The organism is Amycolatopsis sp. cg9, assembly GCF_041346945.1.
GTDB lineage: Bacteria > Actinomycetota > Actinomycetes > Mycobacteriales > Pseudonocardiaceae > Amycolatopsis.
The window spans coordinates 2,548,199-2,572,899 of record NZ_CP166850.1 but is presented as its reverse complement, the minus strand read 5'-3'; the positions used below and the strand labels follow the sequence as shown (position 1 = coordinate 2,572,899).

Annotated in this window: 19 protein-coding genes; 6 read left to right on the top strand and 13 right to left on the bottom strand. The window is 72.7% G+C overall.

Features of this window, described 5'->3' with window-relative positions; translation table 11 throughout:
- The first annotated feature begins 219 nt into the window (after positions 1-219).
- Positions 220-645 carry a hypothetical protein gene (locus AB5J73_RS12030; protein WP_370969767.1) on the top strand — a complete coding sequence of 142 codons (426 nt, stop codon included), beginning with the start codon at positions 220-222 and terminating at the stop codon, positions 643-645.
- Between the two features lies 1 nt (position 646).
- Here the strand turns inward: AB5J73_RS12030 and AB5J73_RS12025 are convergent, their stop codons facing one another.
- Positions 647-1,591: a D-alanine--D-alanine ligase gene (locus tag AB5J73_RS12025; RefSeq protein ID WP_370969766.1), complete on the bottom strand. Its 945-nt coding sequence runs from the start codon at positions 1,589-1,591 to the stop codon at positions 647-649.
- 27 nt (positions 1,592-1,618) lie between these two features.
- Positions 1,619-2,938, bottom strand: a complete 1,320-nt coding sequence (locus AB5J73_RS12020) for a PLP-dependent aminotransferase family protein (protein ID WP_370969765.1) — start codon at positions 2,936-2,938, stop codon at positions 1,619-1,621.
- 189 nt (positions 2,939-3,127) lie between these two features.
- Here AB5J73_RS12020 and AB5J73_RS12015 point away from each other — a divergent pair, with 189 nt between their 5' ends.
- Entirely contained in the window at positions 3,128-3,772 is a 645-nt protein-coding gene (locus AB5J73_RS12015; protein ID WP_247016295.1) for a GNAT family N-acetyltransferase, read from the top strand.
- 209 nt (positions 3,773-3,981) lie between these two features.
- Here the strand turns inward: AB5J73_RS12015 and AB5J73_RS12010 are convergent, their stop codons facing one another.
- The 7 genes from AB5J73_RS12010 to murJ all read right to left on the bottom strand — a co-directional run bounded on the left by AB5J73_RS12010 (position 3,982) and on the right by murJ (position 11,741).
- Positions 3,982-5,130, bottom strand: coding sequence for an N-acetylmuramoyl-L-alanine amidase (locus AB5J73_RS12010; protein WP_370969764.1), 1,149 nt, complete (start codon positions 5,128-5,130; stop codon positions 3,982-3,984).
- 272 nt (positions 5,131-5,402) lie between these two features.
- Positions 5,403-5,726, bottom strand: coding sequence for a thioredoxin (gene trxA / locus AB5J73_RS12005; protein ID WP_020642536.1), 324 nt, complete (start codon positions 5,724-5,726; stop codon positions 5,403-5,405).
- Between the two features lie 35 nt (positions 5,727-5,761).
- Complete coding sequence (gene trxB, locus AB5J73_RS12000; RefSeq protein WP_370969763.1) at positions 5,762-6,754, bottom strand: thioredoxin-disulfide reductase; 993 nt, start codon at positions 6,752-6,754, stop codon at positions 5,762-5,764.
- Between the two features lie 79 nt (positions 6,755-6,833).
- Positions 6,834-7,613 carry a hypothetical protein gene (locus AB5J73_RS11995; RefSeq protein ID WP_370969762.1) on the bottom strand — a complete coding sequence of 260 codons (780 nt, stop codon included), beginning with the start codon at positions 7,611-7,613 and terminating at the stop codon, positions 6,834-6,836.
- On the bottom strand, positions 7,610-8,233 hold the full coding sequence (gene sigM / locus AB5J73_RS11990) for an RNA polymerase sigma factor SigM (protein ID WP_290054651.1): 624 nt from the start codon (positions 8,231-8,233) through the stop codon (positions 7,610-7,612). The genes AB5J73_RS11995 and sigM overlap by 4 nt, the downstream gene beginning before the upstream one ends.
- Before the next feature lie 31 nt (positions 8,234-8,264).
- Entirely contained in the window at positions 8,265-9,854 is a 1,590-nt protein-coding gene (locus AB5J73_RS11985; RefSeq protein ID WP_370969761.1) for a hypothetical protein, read from the bottom strand.
- Between the two features lie 81 nt (positions 9,855-9,935).
- The gene (gene murJ / locus AB5J73_RS11980) at positions 9,936-11,741 is read right to left on the bottom strand and encodes a murein biosynthesis integral membrane protein MurJ (RefSeq protein WP_370973100.1); all 1,806 of its coding nucleotides are present in this window, start codon (positions 11,739-11,741) and stop codon (positions 9,936-9,938) included.
- Between the two features lie 510 nt (positions 11,742-12,251).
- Here murJ and AB5J73_RS11975 point away from each other — a divergent pair.
- Entirely contained in the window at positions 12,252-13,127 is an 876-nt protein-coding gene (locus tag AB5J73_RS11975) for a hypothetical protein (RefSeq protein ID WP_370969760.1), read from the top strand.
- Positions 13,128-13,251: 124 nt separating this feature from the next.
- Here AB5J73_RS11975 and AB5J73_RS11970 read toward each other — a convergent pair whose 3' ends face one another.
- Positions 13,252-15,405 carry a DUF6049 family protein gene (locus tag AB5J73_RS11970; RefSeq protein ID WP_370969759.1) on the bottom strand — a complete coding sequence of 718 codons (2,154 nt, stop codon included), beginning with the start codon at positions 15,403-15,405 and terminating at the stop codon, positions 13,252-13,254.
- Positions 15,402-15,944, bottom strand: coding sequence for an NUDIX hydrolase (locus AB5J73_RS11965; RefSeq protein ID WP_370969758.1), 543 nt, complete (start codon positions 15,942-15,944; stop codon positions 15,402-15,404). Before AB5J73_RS11965 ends, AB5J73_RS11970 begins: the two co-directional genes overlap by 4 nt.
- A 101-nt stretch (positions 15,945-16,045) precedes the next feature.
- On the opposite strand from AB5J73_RS11965, the gene AB5J73_RS11960 reads away from it, so the two are divergent.
- Genes AB5J73_RS11960 through AB5J73_RS11950 form a run of 3 tightly spaced genes read left to right on the top strand, consistent with a single transcriptional unit; the run spans position 16,046 to position 19,663 of the window.
- Positions 16,046-17,488 carry a CCA tRNA nucleotidyltransferase gene (locus AB5J73_RS11960; protein WP_370969757.1) on the top strand — a complete coding sequence of 481 codons (1,443 nt, stop codon included), beginning with the start codon at positions 16,046-16,048 and terminating at the stop codon, positions 17,486-17,488.
- A 3-nt stretch (positions 17,489-17,491) separates the two neighbouring features.
- A complete protein-coding gene (locus tag AB5J73_RS11955; protein WP_370969756.1) occupies positions 17,492-18,799 on the top strand; it encodes a sensor histidine kinase in 1,308 nt (435 codons plus the stop codon).
- Positions 18,800-18,811: 12 nt separating this feature from the next.
- Positions 18,812-19,663, top strand: coding sequence for a class I SAM-dependent methyltransferase (locus tag AB5J73_RS11950; protein ID WP_370969755.1), 852 nt, complete (start codon positions 18,812-18,814; stop codon positions 19,661-19,663).
- Here AB5J73_RS11950 and AB5J73_RS11945 read toward each other — a convergent pair.
- Entirely contained in the window at positions 19,650-21,557 is a 1,908-nt protein-coding gene (locus tag AB5J73_RS11945; protein ID WP_370969754.1) for a TNT domain-containing protein, read from the bottom strand. The genes AB5J73_RS11950 and AB5J73_RS11945 overlap by 14 nt on opposite strands.
- A 35-nt stretch (positions 21,558-21,592) precedes the next feature.
- Positions 21,593-24,694, bottom strand: coding sequence for an ADP-ribosylglycohydrolase family protein (locus tag AB5J73_RS11940; RefSeq protein ID WP_370969753.1), 3,102 nt, complete (start codon positions 24,692-24,694; stop codon positions 21,593-21,595).
- Between the last annotated feature and the right edge of the window lie 7 nt (positions 24,695-24,701).

Sequence of the window (24,701 nt, the reverse complement as noted above, 5' to 3'; positions counted from 1 at the left end):
GACGCTGAGCAATGGGGGAAGCGTGTGGGATCCGACCGGTTCGATCGGGCGCGCGCTCTGGATCGGCGGCGCGCAGTGGGCGGGCAAGTCGACCGTCGCCCGGCTGCTCGCCGTCCGGCACGGGCTGACGGCGTACCACTACGACTACCACGACGCGCGCGGCCACAACGATCGCTTGATCGCCGCGGGCGCGCCCGCGGCGATCCCGAACGGACGTGGGTGCGCTCGACGCCGGAGGAGATGGCGGCCGCGACGCGGGAGGTCTTCGCGTTGCGGTTCGAGTGGGCGCTCGACGACTTGCGCGCGCTCGTGTCCGGTCGGCCGTTGCTCGCCGAGGGGTGGGGGCTGCGCCCCGAGTTCGTCGCGCCGCTGCTCGACTCGCCGCGCCGGATGGTGGTGCTGGTGCCGACCGAGGAGTTCCGGCAACACCAGCTGAAGACCCTGCCGCGGGCGGGCACCTTCTCGCCGGCCGTCAGCGATCCCGTGCGCGCGCAACAGAACCGGATCGCGCGGGACCGGCTGCTCGCCGAAGACGCCGTCCGCAGCGCACGCGAGCACGGCATCCGGGTGCTGGCGGTGGACGGCTCCCGAAACGCAGAAGAAGTGGCCGGCCAGGTGGCCGACCACTTCAGTCCGTACCTCTGAATCAGCGGGAGATCGCGCGCGCGATCAGTTCGGCGAAGACCGTGCCGAGTGACTTGTCCGCGGCTTCGATCGCCATCGGCACCGTCGACGTCTCGGTGAGACCCGGCGACGGGTTGACTTCGAGGAAGTGCACCGTGCCGTCCGGCGCGACGATCGCGTCGGTCCGCGAGATGTCCCGGAGGCCGAGCACGCGGTGCACGGCGACGGCCAGCTCGGCCGCCGCCTTGGCCGCGGCGTCGTCGAGGCGGGCCGGGGTGAAGAAGTCGGTCAGGCCGGCCGTGTAGCGGGCCGTGTAGTCGTACACGCCGCTCTCCGGGACGATCTCGACCGCGGGGAGGGCCTCGGGCCCGTCCTCGCCCTCGATGACCGTCACGGCCACCTCGACGCCGTCCACCAACCGCTCGGCGAGCACGGTGTCGCCGTACGCGAAGCAGCCGACCATCGCCGCCGGCAGTTCCGCGGCCTCGCGGACCACCTGGGTGCCGAGGGCCGAGCCGCCCTGGTCGGGCTTGAGGATGAGCGGCAGGCCGAGGCGCTCCACCATCGCGTCGAGCACCGCCTGAGCGCCCAGCTCGCGGAACGTGCTGTGCGGCAGCACCGCCCAGCCGGGCGTCACGAACCCGGCGTTCTGCAGCAGCGCCTTCGCGGTCGGCTTGTCCCACGCCCGGCGGCAGCCCTGGGAGCCGGTGCCGACGAACGGCACCTCCAGCATCTCCAGCACCGTCTGCACCGAGCCGTTCTCGCCCTCACCGCCGTGCAGCGCGACGACGACCGCGTCCGGGCGCTGCGTGCGCAGGCGTTCCAGGAGCCCCGCGTCGGTGTCCCACTCCTCGATGCCGAAGCCTTCGGACTTGAGCGCCGCGGAGAGCCGTCGCCCGGACCTCAGCGAGACGTCGCGTTCGTGCGAGAGACCGCCGGCGAGCACGGCAACGGTACGGTCGACCACCGTGGAAACTCCTTAGCCCTAAAAGAATCAGACCGTGTCCGGGGACGGCGTCTGCGGTCCCCGGATCTGGCGCGCGCTCACGTTACCGAAGGTGCGGGCCAGGTCCATTTCGGACTCCAGCACGGCGGCCAGCCGCCGCACGCCCTCGCGGATGCGCTCCGGTGTCGGGTAGCAGTACGACAGCCGCATCTGGCGGCTGCCGAAGCCGTCGGCGTAGAAGCCGGTGCCGGACGCGTACGCCACCCGGGCGGTCACCGCGCGCGGCAGCATCGCCTTGGTGTCGACGCCTTCCGGCACCGTCACCCAGACGTAGAACCCGCCCTCCGGCTTGGTCCACGAGCAGCCCGGGGGCAGGTACTGGTCGAGCGCGGACAGGATCGCGTCGCGCCGCTCGCGGTAGTTCTCCCGGAACTTCTTGATCTGGCCCTTCCAGTCGTGCGTGGCCAGGTAGCGCGACACGATCATCTGGTTGAACGTCGGCGGGCACAGCGTCGCCGACTCCGCGGCCAGCACCAGCTTCTCGCGCACGGCGTGCGGCGCGAGCACCCAGCCGACGCGCAGGCCGGAGGCGAACGTCTTGGAGAACGAGCCGAGGTACACAACGTTCTCGGGATCGGCCGAGCGCAGCGCCGGGTAGGTCTGGCCGTCGAAGCCGAGCAACCCGTACGGGTTGTCTTCGACGACCAGGACGCCGTGGGCGCGGCAGATCTCGAGGATCTCCGCGCGGCGCTCGACGGCCAGCGTGACGCCGGCGGGGTTGTGGAAGTTCGGGATCGTGTAGAGGAACTTGACCCGGCGGCCGGCCTTCTCCGCCTGGGCGAGCGCCTCGCGCAGGAGCTCCGGCACCAGGCCGTTGTCGTCCATCGCCACGTGCACGACCTGCGCCTGGTAAGCGGCGAAGGAGCCCAGCGCGCCGACGTACGAGGGGCCTTCGGCGATCACGACGTCACCGGGGTCGCAGAACAGCCGCGTGACCATGTCCAGGCCCATCTGGGAGCCGACGGTCACGACGACGTCGTCCGGGTGCGCCTTGATGCCCTCGAGGGCCATGATTTCGCAGATCTGCTCGCGCAGCGCGGGAACGCCGTGCGCGGAGCCGTACTGCAACGCGACCAGGCCGTCTTCGGCGATGATCTCCGCCACCTGCGCCGAGAGCGTGTCGAGCGGGAGCGCGGCCAGGTTCGGCATGCCGCCGGCCAGCGAAACCACCTCGGGCCGGCTGGCGACCGCGAAGAGCGCTCGGATCTCCGAAGCGGTCATCCCCGCGGTGCGAGCGGCGTACCGCTCGAGGTGCGGGTCGAGGTTCTGGCGGCCGCTGTGCGGCTTGCTGGGGCGGTTCTCGGTCATCGACGATTCACCCGTGGCTCGGTTAACAGATCCTGTCGAGTGTAACCGTGCACCCATCCGGGACCCCTGGCCTTTCGGCGCTCGTCACATCGGCCTATCCTCGACCATGGCTCCCGTGTTCGTGCTGTGGTTCCTGCGCGGCTTGACGGCCGGGCAGCCGGTCGGGAGCGCAGGTCAGGGAGGTCGCGGGTGTCGCGTCGCGTCGTGGGCGTCACACTGGACAACCTCGAGCACTTGCCGAAGAGCTGTCGCCGGTGTGTCTACTGGGAGCTCGCTCCGCACCTGAAGAACCAGGCTGAGGAGTTCGGCGCCACCGAGGTCGAGAAGGAAGCCTGGGTCTCGAGCGTGCTGCTCGAGTGGGGTTCCTGCGGCCGCATCGTCTACAGCGACACGCTGCCGGTCGGGTTCGTGTTGTACGCCCCGCCGAACGCCGTCCCGCGCGCGCTGGCCTTCCCGACGTCCCCGCCGAGCGCGGACGCGGTCCTCCTCACGGCTTTCCAGGTCCTCCCGGAGTTCCGCGGCGGCGGCCTCGGCCGGATGCTGGTCCAGGCGGTCGCCAAGGACCTCACCAAGCGCGGCGTCCGCGCGATCGAAGCGTTCGGCGACGCGCGCCCCGACGAAACGGACCCGGATGGCGGCCACAGCTGCGTGCTGCCGGCGGCGTTCCTGCAGAGCGTCGGCTTCAAGACGGTCCGCCCGCACCCCAAGTGGCCGCGCCTGCGCCTGGAGCTGCGCTCGGCGATCACCTGGAAGGAAGACGTCGAGGCCGCGCTGGAGCGCCTCCTCGGCCAGGTGACGATCACCACGGCCGAGCCGAGCCTCGGCCGCGCCTGAGCCTCCCCGCAAACGCTTGCGCCTGGGTTTCGTCACGCGCGAAACACCGCTGTGCACAACTGTGGAAGAAGTGCCGAGTTATCCACAGAGCGCTGATAGGAGCGGTGGAAAAGCTGTGGAGAACTGCCCGAAAACCTGGGGACGCAGCGGCTGCGTCCCCAGGTGTGGTGGGGCAGGTGAAGGTGGACCGCTAGCGGTTGTGGTCGGGCCTATTCGGCCTTCGCCAGCTCGTGCGCCAGGACGTCGGCGAACGTGAACGTTCCCGTCGGCTGGTCGCCTTCGCCAAGCAGGTACAGGCGCTTGACGGCGATGAGGATGCCCTCGGCGACGATGTCGCGGAACGCCGGGTCGGCCAGCTTGCGGCTGTCGTCCGGGTTCGTCAGGTAGCCGATCTCCACGCGGACCGCCGGGCAGCGGGTGCGGGTGAAGATCTCCCACGTCTTGTAGTGCGTGCGGCAGTCCAGCATGCCCGTGCGGGCCGCGACCTCGCGCTGGATGAAGCCGGCCAGCAGCTCACCCACCGTCGACGTCGTGCCGTTGCCGGTGCCGAAGTGGAAGCTCGCGATGCCCTGGGCGCGCGGCGAGGGGTTGCCGTCGCTGTGCAGGGACAGGAACAGGTCCGCGCCCGCGTCGTTCGCGAAGCGGGCGCGCTCCAGCTCGGTGGGGCTGTGGTTCGGGCCGCGGGAGATCAGCGCCTCCATGCCGGTGGCCTTCATCCGGCCTTCCAGGCGGCGCGCGAGGTCCCACGCGATGTCGGCCTCGCGCAGGCTGCCGGAGACCACGCCGAGGTCGTCGCCGCCGTGGCCCGGGTCGATCACGATGCGCTTGCCGCGCAGCCGCGGCCCGGCCTGGCGCACCTGCTCCTGCTCGCGCAGGAACACGGGGCGGCCGCCGCGGGCGCGCGGGGAGGACAGGCGGTGCAGCTCGCGGATGGTCGCCGGGCCGCACATGCCGTCCGGCGTCAGGCGCATGTCGCGCTGGAAGGTCTTGAGCGCGCGCTCGGTCGCCGGGCCGAAGTAGCCGTCGGGGCGGCCGGCGTCGAAGCCCAGCTCGGTCAGCCGCTCCTGGAGCGTGAAGACGTCGTCCCCGTGGACCGGGGACGCGATCATGTAGGACAGCGGACGGCTGCCCAGGTGGTAGCTGGCGCCCTTGAGCGCCTGGAACGTCGCCGGACCCACGACGCCGTCGGTGATGAGCCCACGGCGCTGCTGGAAGGCACGGACGGCGCCCTCGACGGCGACGTCGAACGTGCCGTAGTCGCCGGTACCGGTGACCGGCGGGAGCAGGTCCATCCCGGCCAGGATGGACCTGATCTCGGCGACGTCCGGACCGGCGTCACCGCGGCGGAGTACCCGCATGCACTCCTCGCTCTTCCTAAGGCACCGATTCGGGGGCTCGGTGCGTGGCAGAAAACCTTCGCTGGGACAAGCCCAGGTCCTCTATTGTGCCTTGCGAACTCTCGGTGACAGCGCAGGCCCGGTAGGTTCGTCAAGAACCCGTTCGTGGTGAACCTCCAGTGGCCCTCGTCACGCTCGATTCGCCCACGGCGGTGAGATTCCCCCGAACGACGAAGACCCGGGACCCACGGGAGCATTCCCGCAGGCCCCGGGTCCGTCGGGTGCGTATCGGTTCAGAGAACGTCGGCGAGGTCCGACAGCAGCGCGGCCTTCGGCTTGGCGCCGACGATCTGCTTCACCGGCTTGCCACCCTGGAACAGGATCAGCGTCGGGATGGACATCACCTGGTAGTCACGCGGCGTGTTCGGGTTCTCGTCGATGTCGATCTTCGCGATGGTCAGCTTCTCGCCGTTCTCCGCCGCGATCTCCTCGAGGACCGGGGCGACCATCTTGCACGGCCCGCACCAGGTGGCCCAGAAGTCGACGAGAACCGGCTTTTCGCTGGTCAGGACCTCGTCGACGAACGTCGCGTCGGTCACCTTCACGGTGTTGGACATGGTTGCTCCTTCAGGGGTGAGTGAACGCCGGAAAGTCAGTTGGTGCCCGCGCCGTAGCCGCCGCCGACGAGCTCGGCCGCCTCGTGCGCGTCCGATTCGCCGTGCTCCGCGAGCCATCGTTCCGCGTCGATCGCCGCGCTGCACCCGGAGCCCGAAGCGGTGATCGCCTGCCGGTACGTGCGGTCCACCAGGTCGCCGGCCGCGAAGACGCCGTCGACGTTGGTGTAGGAGGTGCGGCCCTGGGTGATGACGTAGCCGTCCTCGTCCAGGTCGACCTGCCCGCGCACGAGCTCGCTGCGGGGGTCGTGGCCGATCGCGACGAAGAAGCCCGAGACGTCCAGCGTCGACTCGCTGCCGTCCTTGGTGTCCTTCAGCCGCAGGCCTTCGACCTTGCCGTCGCCGAGCACCCCGGTGATCTGCGAGTTCAGCTTCCACTTGATCTTCTCGTTCGCGCGGGCGCGCTCGAGCATGATCTTGGACGCGCGGAACTCCTCGCGCCGGTGGACCAGGGTGACGGACTTCGCGAACTTCGTCAGGAAGGTCGCCTCCTCCATCGCCGAGTCGCCACCGCCGGCGACCACGATGTCGTGGTCGCGGAAGAAGAAGCCGTCACAGGTCGCACAGGCCGAGACGCCGCGGCCGAGCAGCTCCTGCTCGCCCGGCACGTTCAGGTACCGCGCCGCCGCGCCCATGGCGAGGATGACCGCGCGGGCGGCGTAGCGCTTGCCGTTCGCGTGGACGTACTTGACGTCCCCGGTCAGCTCCAGCGACTCGACGTCCTCCGCGCGCAGCTCGGCGCCGAAGCGCTCCGCCTGCTTGCGCATCTCCTCCATCAGGTCCGGACCCATGATGCCGTCGCGGAACCCGGGGAAGTTCTCCACCTCGGTCGTCGTCATCAGCGCGCCGCCGAACTGCGTGCCCTCGAACACCAGCGGTTCCAGCTGGGCCCGTGCCGCGTAAACGGCAGCGGTGTATCCGGCAGGACCCGACCCCACGATGATCAGGTTCCTGATTTCCTCGGCAGCCACCCGTGACCTCCGCTCGTAGTGACCCGTGTACCAGGCTCAACACGATGGTAGGTGGCCATGTTCCCAGCCGTGACAGCCGCTACTTCTCCCCAACGACCTTGTCGAACAACACAGCCGGATTACCGGGCCCGCAGTCGGCGCCGAAGGCCACCAGGCGGAACTGGGCGAGCTTGCCGGTGGTCAGGATGATCATCACCCCGGCCTTGCCGCCGACGTTCACCGGGCGGATGCCCTCCGGGCGCACCTTCGGGTCGAGGCCGGCGGCCGCGATGCACGCGTCCAGCTTGTCCTCGGTCTGCAGCGGGCCGAAGTCGCGGACGCCGATCGCCTTGCCGACCAGGGCCTGCGCCCCGGCTCCGTCGTTGCCGACGGACGGGCCCGAAGGCGCCGGCGCGGCGACGTTCGGGGTGCCGGCTTGCTGCGACGTGTTCGGGATGGCGACCGTCACGGCGACGACCGCCGCCGCGGCCGCGGTCAGCACGCCGGCGGCCCAGCCGAGCCGCTTGTTCCGCCGCCGCCGGGCCGCCGCGAGGTCCACCACCTGGGCGTCCCGCGGTGCCGGAGCTGCCTGCGCGTGTTCGGGAAAGCGGGCGGCTGCTTCGGCGGCCAGCGCCGCGTCCAGCCGGGCCGCGAACTCCGCGGGCATCGGCGGCGCGGGCGCGTCGGCGAGCGAAGCCAGGTCGGCCTGCGTGGCGTCGAGGGCCGCCAGGATCGCCCGGGCTTCCGGATCGGCGTCGACCAGCGGCCACAGCTCGGCCGCCTGAGCGTCGTCCAGCACCCCGGCGTGGAGGTCGGCGAGCACGTCGACAGACCAGGGCGGACCGACGGTCCCCCCGATCCCCCGGCTTTCGTCCGTCATCGTCCCTCCCCGCTACCCGGCTGACGCCCGGCCCGTTTGCTTTCGTGAGTTGGGACGTTCGCAATCGCATCGGGGTTCCGCAGGTGCCCGAGAACCTTCGCGAGTTTTCCGCGGCCCCGCGCGCACCGGCTCTTCACGGTGCCTTCGGCGATGCCCAGCAGCTTCGCCGTCTCTGCGACGGAGTAGCCCTCGACGTCGACGAGCACGATCGGCGCGCGCTGCTCTTCGGGCAGCTGCTCGAGGGCCTCGCGCACGAGCAGGCTGGTCTCCCGCTCGGCCATCGAGTCGCGCGGCGACGCCGGCTCGTTGAAGCCGGTCTCCGGCAGCGGCACGGTCGGCCGGGCCTGGCGGCGGCGGATCCGGTCGAGGCAGGCGTTCACCACGATCCGGTGCAGCCACGTCGTGACCTGGGACTCCGCGCGGAACTTGTCGGCGGCCCGGAACGCCGAGATGAACGCGTCCTGCAACGCGTCGGCGGCCTCTTCGGGGTCGCGGACCGTGCGCAGGGCGACCGCCCACATGCGGTCGCGGTGTCGCTGGACGAGTTCGCTGAACGCATGGGGGTCCCCCGCGGCGTGAGCCGCTATCAGATCCGCATCCGTGGGAGCTGCAGCTGTCACCCGGCAGAGCCTACTGACCCTGTCGGGTGGGTCACCCCGCAGGCAGGAAGGTCAGGTCCGCGATTTCGGTCTGGAACTCGTTGTCGGCGCCACCCAGCTGAGTGATCCAGACGATGAAGTACTCACCCTGGGTCGGCTGGGCCAGCGGGATCGTGGTGTCGCCGTCCTTCAGGTCGCCGTTTCCGACCACCTTCGTGTCGGCCAGATCGGGGTTCTTCTCGGTCGCCGAGCGGATCTCGACCTTGGTGCCCGCGGTCCCGCCGGACACCTGCACCTGGCTGAGGTTGATCGGGTCCTTGAAGGTGACGACCAGCCCGACCCCCGGCTTGACGGCCGGGAACTGCTGCTTGTACTGCTCGGTCCGCCACTGCGTCTCGGGCTTGCCGTCGATCGCGTACTTCGCCCGCGCGGTGTTGTCGCCCTTGCCCTCGGGGTTGTAGACGGCCACGGCCTGCGGCTTCACCGGGGCGCCGACGGTGGGCGACGGCGGCGGGGCCGGCTGGCTGGAGGCGGGCGGCTGGCCGGCGGGCTGGCTCGACGCCGGCGGCGCGGCGACGTTGATCGTCGGCCCGCTCGCCTTCGAGTCGCCCTGGAAGACGTTGATCAGCATCAGCCCGCCCCAGGCGAGGATGACGACCGTCGCGACCACCAGCACGGTGACGCCGAGCGCGAGCTTGCGCCGCCGGGCGACGTCCTTGACCGGCTTCTTCGTGGTCCAGACGGTGCCTTCGCCTTCGGCCGGGTCACCGCCGACGGCCTTGATCAGCTGGGTGCGCTCTTCCTCCTCGGCCACCTGGTCGAGCATCCGGAGGATGGCCGCGCTGGTGCGGATGCCGCCGTTGCCGCCGTCCTCGATGGTGCGGACGGCCAGGGACGACAGGTCCGCCGGGACCGTCGGCACCAGCTGGCGGGGCGGGACGATCCGCCCCTGCGGCGACAGCGGCGCCGCCGGAATCGCGGGCGGGCCGCCGGGCAGCGCCCAGCGGCCGGTCAGCAGCAGGTACAGGACCGCGCCGAGCGCCTTGACGTCGTCGCGCAGGGTGGCTTCCGGCAGCGGGCCGGGGAACGCGAGCTTGAGGGCGCCGTTCGGCGTCAGGCGGAGGCGCTGCGGGTGGTCGAGCCCGAGGACGAGCCCGTTCTGGTGCGCCTGCTCGACGGCTTCGGCCAGCGCCTGCACCATCCGCGCGGCCGCGGCGGGCGCCACCGGCCGCTGCGCGACGAGGTCGACCAGGTCGCTGCCCTTGGTCCACTCCGCGACGACGACGCCGAGCAGGCCTTCGCTCGACGTGATGCCGCTGCCGAGGGCGAGCACGTCCAGCACGCGGGCGACGCCGCCGTGGCCGAACTTGGACGCGTGCGTGGCGCGTTCGAGGGTACGCCGGGCCAGCCGGGCGGCTTCGGGGTCGGCCGGGTCGCCGACCAGCAGCGTCAGCGCGACGTCCCGCTTGAGCTGCCCGTCGCGGGCACGCCAAAGGTGCGCGTCACCGCGCTCGTCCACGCCGAACTGCGCGAGGAGGCGGTAGCGGCCGTCGCCGACCACGCGCCCGGGGGCCAGCGATCCGACCTGGGCCTTGCCCACGTGGTTCGCACCCCCCGCCTGTTCGCTCCGCCTCGTGTCCACCCGCACTCTCTCCCGTTAGCTCCCCGCCCCAAGGTTACCCAGAATACGACGCGGGAGTCGTCGCCATCCGTACCGGAATCGTTACCCGCGCTTGATCAACCGGGTGAACCTCGAAGTGGCCGGCCGAAGCTCCTCCACCTTCAGCGCCATGAGCACGCCGAACGAGACCACGATGCCCACCACGCTCTGCAGCAGGAGTTTCGCCCAGGCGCCGAAAGTCGGCCCGAACGAGTCCGGCACGATCTTGCCCGCGACCCACGCCGCGGCGACGCCGAGCACGCTCGCCACCACCGTGAAGAGGATCACGCCGATCACCCGCTTGCTCCGCAGGTTGCCCAGCGTCACCCAAAGCCACACCTGGCCGAGGATCGCGCCGACCACGAACGTCAGCGCGTTCACCATCATGACGCCGAGCACGACGTTGTCCGGCGACAGCAGCACCGGGCACAGGTACAGCAGCGGCACCTTGACCAGCGTCATCACGATCATGATCAGCGTCGGCGTGCGCGCGTCCTTCATCGCGTAGAAGACGCGCATCTGCAGCATGACCAGCGCGTACGGCAGCAGCGCGAACGCCGAGATGGCCAGCGCGTCGCCGAGCCGCTCGGCGGTCTCGACCGTGCCCTTGCCGAAGGTGAACAGCGCGATGCCGATCGAACCGCCGACCACGGTCATCACCGCGGAGATCGGGACGAGCATCACCGTCGAGATCCGCGACGCGTACGAGAGGTCGCCGATCAGCTTCTTGTGGTCGCCGTCGGCGGCCGCGCGGCTCATCCGCGGCATGATCGCCGTCAGCAGCGAGACGCCGATGACGCCGTACGGCAGCTGGAAGAGCAGCCAGGCGTTGCTGTAGGCCGTCACACCGCCGGGCGAGCCGCTGGTCAGCACGCGCGTGTTGATCGTGTAGCCGATCTGGCTGACCGCGACGTAGCCGAGGATCCACAGCGCGAGGCCGCCGAACTCCTTCATCTGCTTGTCGATGCCCCAGCGCCACTTGAACCGGAAGCCGGACCGCAGCAGCGGGGGCACCAGCAGCAGCGCCTGCGCGACGATGCCGCCGGTGACGCCGATGCCGAGCGTCAGCACCTTGGGATCGGTGATCGACGGGTTCGCGGTGTCGATGTCGCCCGGCATGATCCAGACGACCAGGATCGTGAAGATGACGACCAGGTTGTTGATCACCGGCGCCCACGCCGTCGGCCCGAAGACCTGCTTGGCGTTCAGCACCGCCGAAAGCAGCGCGAAGACGCCGTAGAAGAAGATCTCCGGCAGCAGCAGGTAGGCGAACGCCGTGGTCAGACCGGAGCTGGCCTTGCCGGAACCGTCGACGTACAGGCTCGTGAACGCCGGCGCCGCGAACACCGCGATCACCGTGCCGACCAGCAGCAGGGTGAACGCGACCGTGATGAGGCGCTGGGTGTAGGCCGCGCCGCCGTCCGGGTCGTCCTGCGAGCGCACCAGCAGCGGCACCACCACGCTCGCGAGCACGCCACCCATCAGCAGCTCGAAGATGATGTTCGGCATCGTGTTGGCGACGTTGAACGAGTCGTTCGCGATGCCCTGGCCGATGGCGCCGACCAGCAGCAGCTTCCACAGGAAGCCGGTGATCCGGCTGATCAGCGACGCGATCGCCATCCGGCCGGACGCCTTCGCCAGCGACGGCGCCTTGGCCGGGGCCTCCGGCGCTTCCTCGCCCGGCTTCGGCTTGACCAGCGGCGTCTTGAGCGCCGGCATGACCTGGGTGGCCAGCGCGTCGTACGGGCGCATGACGTCCGGGTCGGCGACCGGCCACCGCGAGTTCATCGGGACGCCGGCGGTGCGCGGGATGAACCGCGTGGCCTCCGGGTCGGGCGGGCGCTGGGCCTCCTCCTGCCACGGCCGCACCGGCGCCGGCCGCCGGGCCCCGCGGCCGCGCGGCGGCACCGGAATGCCCGGCGGCGGGGTCCCGGGGGCCGGGATGCCGGGCGGCGGGGTCGACGGCGGGCTCGGCTGCGGGAGCCGGCCCTGGTTCGGGGCCTGGCCCGGCTGTGAGGTGACCGGCTGGGCGCCGCTCAGGGGCTGGTCGGGCAGGAGGCCGCCCAGCTGAGGTGGCTGGCTCGGGCGGGGTCCGCCGGGCTGAGCGGTGCCCGGTTGCGCGCCGCTCGGGGGCGGCCCGCCCGGCTGGGCCGTGCCTGGCGGGCCCGGGGGCGGTCCGCCGGGCTGTGAGGTGACCGGCTGGGCGCCGCTCAAGGGCTGGTCCGGCAGGAGGCCGCCCAGCTGAGGCGGCTGACCTGGGCGCGGCCCGCCGGGCTGGGACGCGACCGGCTGGGCGCCGCTCAGCGGCTGGTCCGGGAGGAGGCCACCCGGCTGAGGTGGCTGACCTGGGCGCGGCCCGCCGGGCTGTGAGGTGACTGGTTGGGCGCCGCTCAGCGGCTGGTCCGGCAGGAGGCCGCCCGGCTGAGCGCCACCGGGCGGCTGGCCCGGGGGCGGTCCGCCCGGCTGCGGCGGAAGCGGCGGCACCGGCTGGACCCGCGTCGGCGCGGGACCACCGGCGCCGCGCGGCGGCTGCCCCCCGCGTGGCGGGGGTTGCTGGGGTGGGACGCGGCGCTGCGGCCGGTCGTCGCGGGGGCCGCGGTCGTCGGCGGGCCAGTCTTCGCGCGGCCGGTCGCCTCGGGGTACGCGGTCGTCGTGGGGCCGGTCGCCTCGAAGTGCGCGATCGTCCTGGGGGTGGTCGCCTCGGGGACCCCGGTCGTCGCGCGGCCGGTCGCCTCGAAGCACGCGATCGTCCTGAGGGCGGTCGCCCCGAAGCGCGCGGTCGTCGTGCGGGCGGTCTCCCCGGGGTGCGCGGGGGGCGCGTTCCTCCGGGGGCCAGTCCTCGCGGGGCCGGTCGTCGTGCGGCGGCCGGTCGCCTCGCGGCGCGCGGTCGTCCTGGGGGCGGTCGCCTCGGCGGCCCCGGTCGCCCCGCGGTGCGCGGTCGTCGCGGGGCGGGAGGTCGTCACGGGCCGGCCGGTCGCCTCGGGGGGCGCGCCGCTGGCGGTCGTCCCGGACGGGCTGGCCGTCGCGGCGGGGCTGGCCGTCGCGTGCCGGGCGCTGCGGTGGTGCGTCGTCCGGGGCCGGCATCTGGCGGGTGTGGCCGTTGCGGGGCGGCTGCCTGCGGCCGCGCTCCTGGGGTGGCGGCGGCGGAGGCGGCTGCTGGCGGCGGACCGGCTGCGACGCGCGCGGGGGCCCGTCACCCCGTTGCGGGGGCGGACCGGCTTCGCGCCGAGGACGACTCGCACGCTCGGGTGGTAAGCCCGGCTCTCTCTCCAACGCGTGCCCAATCCTCGGTGCTCTGCTCCGCCGCCGCGGCCCGCTGCCGCGTATGTGCGGACCAAGGGTAATCGGGAACCGCCCGGAACACTCAAAGGCCGAAGGATCAGTCCACTACATCGCGTCCCGCGCGGGCATCCTTCACCCGTCGGTAGATGCGCCGCGAGGCGAGCAGAAGCAGGGCCACACCTGCGGCGACGGTCGCGATGATGGTGATCGCGCCGTACTCCGTGGACGTCAGCTCGAACCGCGCGGATGACCCGAGCGGGGTACCGGTCGGGGTGCTCAACGACACATCGACGCTGAACCGGCCGGCCCGCAGCGCCTCCACCGGGAGCAGGTACTGCCGCCCGCCGCCGGCCGGGAACGACACCTCCTTGCGGTCGTCGCTGCGCAGGCCGGTGTTGTTGCTCAAGGTCAACCGCGCGTTGATGCCCACCGGCAGGTCGTTCACCACGTACACCGGCAGCGGGGAGTTGCCGGACGCCAGCGCGATGGTCTGCCGCGGCTGCTGGACGCTCACCCGGTCGCTGATCGCCGCGACCTCCGCCTGGGCGTTCGCGGTCGCCGCGTCGGCGGGCAGGCCCCGCCACGCCGTCGAAGCGCCGCGCAGCTCGGCCAGCCGGATCGGGGCGACGACGTCGTCCGGTTTCACCCGTTTGGTCGCGTCGAGCTGCATCGAGGACGCCATGCCGGTGGCCTGGCCGTCGACGGCCGAGAGCGTCGAGACGACCTGGGGGTCGATCGCCGCGTTCGGGTCCTGCCCGCCGTCGCCGACCGGGCCGGTGGCGGCCGGGTCGGCCGAGAGCAGCGACGGGAGGGTGAGCGGGCTGACCACGCCGGCGGTGAGGAAGCCGGCGACCTGCTCGAGGTACGCGGTGAGCTCCGCGGCCGGCGCGTCCCAGCGGCGCGGCGGGGCGACCAGCAGGTGGTCGGGCCGGTCCTGGCCAGCGGACTGGCCGAGGCCGGCCCGGAAGGCGAGGGCACCGAGGCCGTTCTGGCTCGAAATCGCCCGTTCGGTGTTCACCGGCACGGTGACCGAGTCGGGCACGCTCGGCACCCCCGTCATGGCCGCCGAGACCAGCGAGTCGGTCGGCTGGGCGCGCACGGCGCTGCCCTGCACGGTGACGCCGCCGCCGGCCGCGGCGGGCGCCAGCTTGCCCGCGTCGGTCAGCACTGTGCGGACGCCGGCCTGGGCCAACGCCGCGAGCACCGATTCGCTCGGCGTGCCGGCCGGCCAGAGCACGCCGGTCTGCGGCGAGACGCCCACCAGCTGCTGGACGGTGGCCGCGCCCGAGACCGCGGCCGTCACCAGGGAGGTGTCGCCCGGGCGGATCTTGGCGACGGCCTCGAGGTCGGCGTCGGCGAAGGGCAGCGTCACGACGCACCGGCCGGTCAGCAGCGTCTTGAGCGCGGCGAGCCACGTCTTCGCGGCCTCGGTGCCCTTGCCGTCGACGTTCCCGCCGTCGGTGTGCACCTGGTAGCCGCGGCTCATCGCGTCGACCGTGGTCAGGAGGTCCGGGTCGAGGGCGAAGCACATCGACTTCGCGAGGTTCGCGTTGCCGCGCACGGCCGTGGCCGCGGCGGTGACCAGCGCGTTCAGCCGGCCGTCGCCGCTGATCTCGGCGGCGAGGCGGTCGTCGCGCAGCACCAGCGGCTGACCGTACGGAGCCGCGTACACCTGCGGGACGCTGCTGGTCAGCGGCCAGAGCATGGTCATGCTCGGCGCGCCGGCGTGGCTGCTCGACTGCTTGCCCGGCCCGGCCAGCACCGGCATCAGCATGCTGACCGCGCCGAGCCGGGCGGCCCCGCCGAACTCCGGCGTGCCGTTCACGTTCACCAGCAGCGGGTAGACGCCGGGGCGGCTGAACCGCTCCGCGCGGGTGCCGGTCAGGTTCACCGTGATGTTCAGCGGCGCGCTCTGCCCCGGGTCCAGCGCTTCCGCGACCGGGGCGAAGTCGGTCAGCGGGCTGTCCTTGATGACGGCACCGGACAGCACGTCGTTGACCCCGCGCGAGGTCGTGACCCGCTCGCCGACCTGCAGGCGCACCTGCGGCCGGGTGATCTTCCGGTCGCCGGTGTTGGTCACCGTGCCCGCGACGGTCAGCGTCGTCGTCGACCCGGTGATCACGCGCGGGGCGAGCTCGTTCAGGTCGACGCGCAGGCGGGCGCCTTCCTCCGCCTGGGCCACCGAGGCTCCGGTGAGGGCGGGGACGGCCAGGAAGAGGACGGAAAGGAAGGCTGCGGCGAACCGCTTCACTCGGGGGCTCCCTCAGGGGCGTGCTCGTCTCGTCCGTGGACGTCCGGGCGCGCGAAAAGTTCCTTGGCCTTCCGGACGAGCTTGCGTTCGTCGGAGTAGGCGAGTTTGGTCTCCAGCTCGGCCAGCGGGACCCAGGCCACCTCGGTGACCTCGACGTCCTCGTCCGACAGCTCACCACCGATGGCTTCGAGCAGGAAGTGGTGGACGGTCTTGTGGATGCGCCGCCGTTCGGCCACGAACCAGTAGTCGATGGTGCCCAGCGGCCGCATGACGCGCGCGGAGATGCCGGTTTCCTCCTTCACCTCGCGCACGGCCGTCTGTTCCACCGTCTCACCGTCCTCGATGTGGCCCTTGGGCAGCGACCACAGCAGTCTGCCGTGCCGGTCGAGCCGGCCGATCAGCACCGCCTGTTCGCGGGCCGCGTCCACCACGAGGCCGCCGGCCGACGTCTCGTCGACCGTGGTCAGGCGCCTGCCGCGCTGACGCCTGCGCCGCCTGCGCGGCTTCGAGGCGCCGGGTCGGCCGGCTGATCCAGACATGCTGCGATGCTAGAGCAAACGGTTGCCCCGGTAGGCTGGCTCTCCGTGTCCGTGTCCGGCGGTGCTCGGAGCAAGCGCACCTGGAACGTAGTGGGATTTTCGTGAACGACGTGGTCGTCAAGCAGAACGCGGTGGTGGAGCTGATGCGGGTCTCCCCCCTGGCCGAGGAGTTGGCGGAGCGGTTCGCCAGTGCGGGCCACCGCCTCTACCTGGTCGGCGGCAGCGTGCGGGACGCGCTGCTGGGCCGGCGCTCCGGCGATCTCGACTTCACCACGGACGCCCGGCCCGACCGGGTCCTGAAGATCGTCAGCGAGTGGGGCGACGCGGTCTGGGACGTCGGGATCGCGTTCGGCACGATCGGCGTGACCAAGAAGGGCATGCAGCTCGAGATCACGACGTTCCGCGCCGACAGCTACGACCGCGTCGGCCGCAACCCCCAGGTCACGTTCGGCGACAGCATCGAGGGCGACCTGCTCCGCCGCGACTTCACGGTCAACGCGATGGCCGTCGAGCTGGCGTCCGGCACGTTCATCGACCCGCACGACGGGCTGAGCGCGCTCCGGGAGCAGGTACTGGACACGCCGGCGACGCCGCAGGAGTCGTTCGCCGACGACCCGCTGCGGATGCTGCGGGCCGCCCGGTTCGCCGCGCAGCTGGGCTTCACCGCCGCGCCGCGGGTGGTCGACGCGATGACGTCGATGGCCGGGGAGATCGACCGGATCACCGCCGAGCGCGTGCAGGCCGAGCTGTCGAAGCTGCTGCTGGCCGCCGACCCGCGGCCGGGCCTGGAGCTGCTGGTCGACACCGGGCTGGCCGACCGGGTGCTGCCCGAGGTGCCCGGGATGCGGCTGGCCATCGACGAGCACCACCAGCACAAGGACGTCTACCAGCACTCGCTGACCGTGCTCGCCCAGGCGATCGACCTGGAGACTTCGCACGAGCCGACGTCGGAGCCAGACCTCATCCTGCGGCTGGCGGCGCTGCTGCACGACGCCGGGAAGCCGGCGACGCGGGAGTTCCAGCCGGGCGGCGGCGTGAGCTTCCACCACCACGAGGTGGTCGGCGCGCGGATGGCCCGCAAACGTTTGCGGGCGCTGAAGTACTCGAAGGAGATCATCGACGACGTCTCTCAGCTCGTGTTCCTCCACCTGCGGTTCCACGGCTACGGCAAGGGTGAGTGGACGGACTCGGCGGTCCGCCGGTACGTCACCGACGCCGGCCCGCTGCTGACCCGGCTGCACAAGCTGGTCCGCGCCGACTGCACCACCCGCAACCGCCGGAAGGCGGCCGCGCTGCAGGCGACGTACGACGACCTCGAAGCCCGCATCGCCGCACTGAAGGCCAAGGAGGACCTCGACCGCGTCCGGCCGGACCTCAACGGCGAGCAGATCATGGAGCTGCTCGGCATCAAGCCGGGGCCGGACGTCGGGAAGGCGTGGAAGTTCCTCAAGGACCTCCGCCTGGACCGGGGGCCGCTGGAGCACGACGAGGCCGTGGCCGAGCTCAAGCAGTGGGCCGCGGAAAACGGCGTCGGGAACGGCTGAGCCGTGACGGGCGGGGGCAGCTTCCTGGTGGCGCTGATGCGCCGCGGTGCCCCCGCGATCGCCACCGCCACGAGCGAGCTCCCCGACGAGATCGCCGACCCGGCCCCGATCCACGCGCTCCGGCGCATTTCGCGGATGAACGGCCCGATCGACCCGAGCGAGCGCGACGGCCTGCTGCTGCGCGCCACCCGGTACGTCGTGCTCATCCCGCTCGCCTACCGGCTGCTCGCCGTGCCCGGGCAGTTCGGCGTCTACGCCGTGAAGCACGGCTCGGCCGGGCTGCTGCCGGTCGGTGTGTTCACGCTGCTCTCGGTCGCGCTGAACGTGATCGGCCTCCGCTGGATGTTCCGCTCGGCGCCGTTCCGCGGGCGGGACGCGGGCAAGCTCCTCGCGGTCGACCTGGTCTTCACCGTGCTCTCGCCGCTCGTCCTCGCCGTGACCGTGCCGGCGGACGGCTACTTCGACGCGCTGGCGGTGAGCAGCGTCCACCTGTTCGGCGAGGCCGGGCTGCTGACGCTCGCGCTGGGCGTGCCGAGCGGACTGGTGTTCGGGCTCGCCAGCTTCCCGCTGCGGATGCTGGCGAACTGGCTGAACACCGGCCGGTTCCAGGTCGACGCCGCGTTTTCGACGTACTCCGCGCTGCTCGCGGAGCTGTTCCTGGCCACCGCCGCCCTGCTGCTGACCGGCCTCGGCACCCGGCTGGCGCTGGCCTACGGCACCCGCAACGGACGGCTCGCCGAGCGCGCCCAGCAGCACCGGATGCTGCACGACACCGTGCTGCAGACGCTCGAGGCGATGGCGCTGTCCGGCACGGCGAACCCCGAAGAGCGGCTGGTCGAGATCCAGCGGCTCGCCCGGGCGCAGGCGATGGAGATCCGGCACACGATCGAGTCGGCGAAGTCCGAGCGGGCCGAGGCGGGCGCCCGGCCGCTGGGCGAGAAGCTCGCCGCGCTCGCCGCCGAGATGGCGCGCGACGGCCTTCGCGCCCAGCTCGTGGTGGCGGAGCTGGACGACGACACGCTGTCGGAGGTCCGGCAGATCGCCATCCGCGACGCCGTGCGCGAGGCCCTGCGGAACACGATGAAGCACTCCGGCACCGACCGGGTGGTGGTCCGGGTCGAGGAGCGCGACGGCGGCATCGCGGTGATCACCCGCGACCACGGCAGCGGCTTCAGCGCGGCCGACCACCCGGCCGGGTTCGGCATCAGCGAGTCCATCACCGCCCGGCTGGCCGAGGTCGGCGGGACGTCGCTGGTCGAATCCGGACTGCCCGGCGGGGGCACTCGGGTGACGCTTTGGGTCCCGTTCTGATATCTCCTGAGCATGACCTCGATCGAGCTGCTCGCCGACGCTCTCGCCGCCTACCGCGCCGGTGACCGCGACCAGGCCGTCGAACTAGCCGCCCGAGCCGGCCGCGCCGGCTCCTCGCTGGCCGACGAACTGCGGACCTACCTGGGCGGGGACGGCTCGGCGCCGGTCTACGACCAGCCGAGCGCGTTCACGACCTTCATCCGCGGCGGCGGCAACATCGGCCTGTACCGGGCGCTGAGCGCCGCGCTCGCCGAGCGCTACGACGCCGAGAGGCCCGAATCGCTGCTCGACCTGGGCTGCGGTGACGGCCTCGCCGTCGTGCCCGCGCTGGAGCAGGCGGCGCACACCCCGGCGCGGATCGACCTGGTCGAACCGTCGGCCGCGCTGCTCGAGGGCGTCCACGAGCGGGTGCCGTCCGCGCAGTGCTGGCAGTCGAGCGCGCAGGAGTTCCTGGCCCGGGACGACCTCGGCTGGGACTTCGTCCAGTCGACGTTCGCGCTCCAGTCCATCGAGCCGGAGCAGCGCGCGGAGGTGCTTCGCGCGCTGCAGCTGCGGACCGGGAAGCTGGTCATCGCCGAGTTCGACGTCCCCGAGTTCGAGGAAGGCTCGCCGGAGCACCTGCGCTCGCTCGTCGAGCGCTACGAGCGCGGGGTCGCCGAGTACGGCGAAGACGCCTCCCTCGTCGCGCAGGGCTTCCTGCTGCCGGTGCTGCTCGGGATCGTCTCCGGGCAGGAGCGGACGAACTGGGAGCACCCGGCCGCGGGCTGGGCCGAGCAGCTGAAGACGGCGGGCTTCACCGACGTCGACGTCACCCCGCTCGCCGACTACTGGTGGTCGCCCGCCGTCCTGATCACTGCCTGCTGAGCGAGCCCGTCTCGAGGTGCTGGGCGAGCGGGCGCGGCAGCAGGTAGGCGACCGCGCCGCCCGGCATCCCGCTCCACGGCGCCGTCACGCCGGTCAGCACCCGGACCGCGCGCTGCACCCGGTACAGCCGCTTCTCCCGCTCGCGCTCGAAGGCCAGCGCCGTCTCGACGAACCGCGTACCCGCGGCGTGCACCAGGTTGCCGGTCTCGTTGCCGAACCGGACGACCGTCGTGCCCGGCGCGAGCGTGATCAGGCGCTTGCCGCGGTAGAAGTTCAACGGCGGTTCGCCGCGCATCGGCAGGATCGGCCAGTCGGCGGGCTGGTCGGACTCCTCCGGCGGCCGCGGCGGCAGCATCAGCAGCACGCCGAGCAGGAACCGGGCCGCGTCGCCGAGCGAACCGAACGCCACCGGCTCGTCGAACGGGGGCCGGGAGACCTCCCAGCCGTTCTCGGCGCGGCGCAGCGTCCAGACGCCTTCGGCAGGCACCTCGTTCGCGCCGATCCGGTAGGCGGCGGGCGGCACGGCGTGCTCGGCGAGCCGCTGCTGGAGCAGCTCCAGCGTCTCCGCGCCGCGCAGGTTCCGCACCTGCTCGCCGCGGGCGACGCGGGTCAGCGCGCGCTCGTCCGGCAGGTCGGCGGTCGTCTGCGCCGGCCGCGGCGTGCCGTTGACCTCCGCCTCCGCCGTCGCGCGGACGAGCTCGCCGACGAACGGCGGGCGGAACCCGGCCGCGCGGATGTGCTCGACCAGCTCCGGCTCCGGCGGCACCCCGTACTTGCGCAGGTAGTGCGGCACGGCGGCGGGCCAGATCCAGGTGCCGTCGGTGTGGAACGCGTTCGGCACGTCCGGCTTCGCGCCCGGCACGCCGAAGATGTCCGGCAGCGGCGCGGGCCGGTGCAGCGCGACCGGCGAGCGGAACAGGTAGTCGAGCACCCCGCGGACCTGGTCCGGCGGCACCGGCGGCCGGTTGACCACCGGCCGCTCGCCCTCGGTGTGCGAGTCCGCCGCCCGCGCGAGGCGGAACGCGGTGTCCAGCGGGAGCCCGGCCTTCGCGGTCAGCCACGCCGGCACGTGCTTCGGCGTGCGCGGGTAGGTCGCCAGCTCCAGCTCGTAGGCGGCGGTCGACGGGCGCCCGCCGTCGTTGGGCGGCACCCGCCAGTCCGGCTCGCGGTCGGCGTCGAAGTCGAAGTCGAACGACGAGGCCGAGTCGAGCGTGAACGTGCCCTGGAACCACGTGCCGGCTTCGGGCTGGAACATCGCGGCGCGCAGCCGCGCGAACAGCCCGCCGAGCCGGGGCACCGCGGGCAGCGAGACCGACACCGGGCCGTCCTCGTCGCCGACCGCGCGGACCTCGATCTCCGCGTAGTCGCCGACCTGCCGGAACTGGGCACCGACCCGCGCCCAGCCGCCCGGCACGGTGTGCAGCAGCGTCCGGCCGATCGCGCGCAGCAGCGCGTTCTGGTCGTCGCCGCCCGGCTGCGGGCGCGCTTCCGGCGCCTCGGTGAAGTCCAGCCGCGTCTGCCACAACGCCGTGACCTGCTTGGCCGGCACGGTGACCGAGAAGTCGGTCAGCCCCAGCTGCGCCGCGCGGACGGCGTCGTCGCGGACCCAGCGCAGGGTCAGCTCGGGTCGCTCGCCCGGAGCGACCTCGAAGACCTCGCCGTCGTACTCGGCGAAGGTGCGCAGCGTGAACGTCGACGGCACCTCGCTCGCCGGCACCACTCGCGCGGGCCGCCCGTCGTGCTCCTTGTCGAACCCGTCCGGCGCCTCTTCCTCCGGCAGCACGGACAGCAGCACGGTGCCGTCCGTGGTGGACCGCTGCGCGCGGAACGTCCCCTCGCCCCACGTCGCGTACAGGCCGTCCGGGCGTTCGGCCACCTCAACCCGGTAACGCACGTTTTGTCCTCCCCTGCCCCAGTGACCCCAGGAATCTAGTCGACCGGGTACCGAGCGAACCACCGGTCGTCACCCGGCGCACCCGGGCCGAATTCGGTGATCGCGTCGTCCGCCAGGCCGACGATGACGTCGCGGAGCTCCAGCTGCTCCAGCCAGCTCTGCCGCAGTGCTCCCTCGCCGTACATCGCGCCGACGAGGTTGCCGCAGACCGAGCCGGTCGAGTCGCTGTCCCCGCTGTGGTTGACCGCCGCGAGCAACGCCGTGTCCGCGTCGGTGGTGGTCAGCGCGACGTACACCGACATCGACAACGCGGTCTCGCCGACGTTCCCCGCGCCGAGCGATTCGAGCTTCTCCGGCGTCGGCGGGCCTTGCTCCGCCAGCGCCAGTGCCGCGTCGAGCGCCGCGCTCTGCTCTTCGTGCCCCGCGTGCTTCACGAGCTCGGCCCGCGCGGTCGCCACCGCGTCGAGCAGCGGCTTCCCGTGGAGCAGCTCGTGCACGACCACCGCGAAGCACCCGGACGACAAGTACCCGCTCGGGTGACCGTGGGTCAGCGCCGCGTTCTCGGCGCCGAGCCGGAACACCTCGGCGAGGTCGTCCGACCACAACGCGACCGGCGCGGCCCGCATCACGCCGCCGCAGCCCTTCGAGTTGTTGATCGGCCGCTCGATGGTGCCCCGGACGCCCGACCGGCCGTACGCCTCGAGCTCGCCGAAGCAGGTCAGCCCCGGGGCGCGGCGGCTGAACAGCTCCTGGTGCGTGATCAGCCAGCCGTCCGGCGCCTCGACGGCCGACCCCGGCCCGCGCGCCCGGTCCCACGCGACGCCCTGGGTGTGCAGCCAGCGCTGGTAGGCCAGCTGCAGCGAGTGCACGACGTCGGCCGACCCGGTCCGGCGCCGCTGGGCGTGCGCCCGGATCAGCGCTTCGAGCGTGAAGAGCGTCATCTGCGTGTCGTCGGTGATCCGGCCGACGCCGCCGTACGCGGGGATGAAGTCGGTGATCCCGGCCGGCCCCGCGATCTCGCGGATCCGGTCGATCGAGTCGAACTCCGTCTTCGCGCCCAGCGCGTCGCCGATCGCCCCGGCCAACAGGCTGCCCCGCAGTCGCGATCGCAAGTCCGGTCCCTTCTTCGGTTCCGGGGTGAACCGGCCGCTCGGGTACCGGCGCTCCCACCGTGCGTGTTCCGCGGCCTCGGTCTGGAGGCCGTTGCGGTTGAAGTACCAGAAGACGTCGCTCGCGATGTCTTCCACCAGCCCGAGGTCGGGCAGCGAGGTCACCCGAGGCAGGCCGGGCAGTCCTGCGCGGGCGCCGACCAGCGCCCCGGCGATCGCGCCCGCGACCGGGCCGGACCGCGCGGCGAGCGTGATCGCCGCCGCGGGGTCGTAGCCGCGCTTGGCCGCCGCGAACAGCGCGCGGCCGAGCACCGAGCGCACGCTCCGGCCGTCGCCGATGCTTTCGAGCTGGGCGACGTCGTCGGCGTCGCGGTCCTCGCGCAGCGCCAGCGTCGAAGCGGCCAGGTCGCCGCCCACTTCCCGCAGGCGGACGTGCACCGGCAGCGCGAACGCCTCGCGCGTGAGCAGGGCCTGGAACACCGCGATCAGCAGCTCGACGCCTTCGGTCACCTCGGCTCCGGCGCCGCTGCCGGTCAGCTCGCGGGCGACGTCCTTCGCGTACTGCTCACCGTCGACGTCGGCGAGCGCGACCGCGCCGGCCGGGGTCGCGGCCAGCGCCGTGGCCAGCAGCGCGGAGAACTCCGCGGGCGGCGGGCCGGCGTGCCGGGTCGCGACGGCGAGCCACCCGACCGGGTCCGGCTCGGGCAGGGTGGCGGGGACTTCGGCGGTCGGCACCGGCGGCAGCCCGCGCAGCACGATGTCGGTGTGGAACAGCAGGTGGCGCGTCAGCCCGCCGAGCGGCAGCGGACCGGCCGGGTCGGCGCCGCCGCCGAGCGCGTCACCGATCGCGAAGCCGACGTACGCGCCGACGATCCGGTGCCACGCGAAGCGCCCGGCCGGGGTGCCGAAGGCGGAGAACTTCCCGAACGTCCACGGCACCGGCCGGGGCTCGGCGTCCTCGCCGACGTGCGCGATGAGGCCGTGCGCGCCGAGGTCGGCGGGCCATTCCGGGGCCTGGCCCGCGCGGCGGCGGACGCCGTTGCGGTACTGCCAGGCGAACCCGCGCAGGTAGCGGACGCACTCCTCGGGCGTCAGCTCGAAGTGGTGGTCGCGGGCGTGGTTGACCGCGTACCGCAGGTGCCGTTCGAGCAGGTCGGGCGGCTCGACGCCGAACTCCTCGACCAGCGCGGGCAGCGCCTCGGCGACCGCGGGGCCGGCTTCCGGCGCGGGCTCCTCGATCCGGGGACCGCGCTCGCCGGTCGCACCCAGTTCGGCCGCGGTCAGGCTGCGGACCAGCCCGGTGCCGGGGTCGAGCGTCAGCCCGGTGGACGGCGGCAGCTCGCGGACCGGCACCCGCCACCGGCGCGGGTAGCGCCCGGGAACCAGCGCCGACGAGCTGTAGGCGATGACTTCGCGTTCGCCGGTGGCGGGCACCGGCCGCAGCAGCGGCTCACCGCCTGTGACATCGCTCGGGGGACGACCCCCCGGACCCCCCGAACCGGCTTCGCCGGTGGTGGTGAGGGGAACGAGCACATCGCAGTCGAGCAGCGCCCGGGCGAACTCGGGCCGGCTGATCCAGCCAACGGCCAGGTAGTTCAGCAGCTTCGCGGCGTCGGTCGTGGGCACCGGGAAGCCGCGCCAGACCGGACCGGGCGTGTACTGCTCGTTGACCCGGTACTCGCCGGTGGACCGGGTCCAGCCGCGGATCGCCCGCACCGGGAGGTCCGGGAACGCCTTCTCGTCGAACTCGGGGTCGACGTCGGGCCGCCACTCGGCCTCGGCGGGCGCGCTCGCCATCGCCGCCTGGTCGAGCGTGACCTCGCCGCCGTCGTCCGGCACGAACACCACCGGGCTCGGGACCAGGCCCGCGCCGACGTCGGTGCCGTCCAGGTAGTCGGCCGCGTTGACCGTGAAGCGCCAGCCGTCCGGCCGGCGCACGGTGAACTCCGCGCGGATCCGCAGCCGGTCACCGCCCGGTCGCGTGCGCAACCACTCCCGCACGCGAGCGACGGCTTCCTGTTCTTCCATTCTCCCC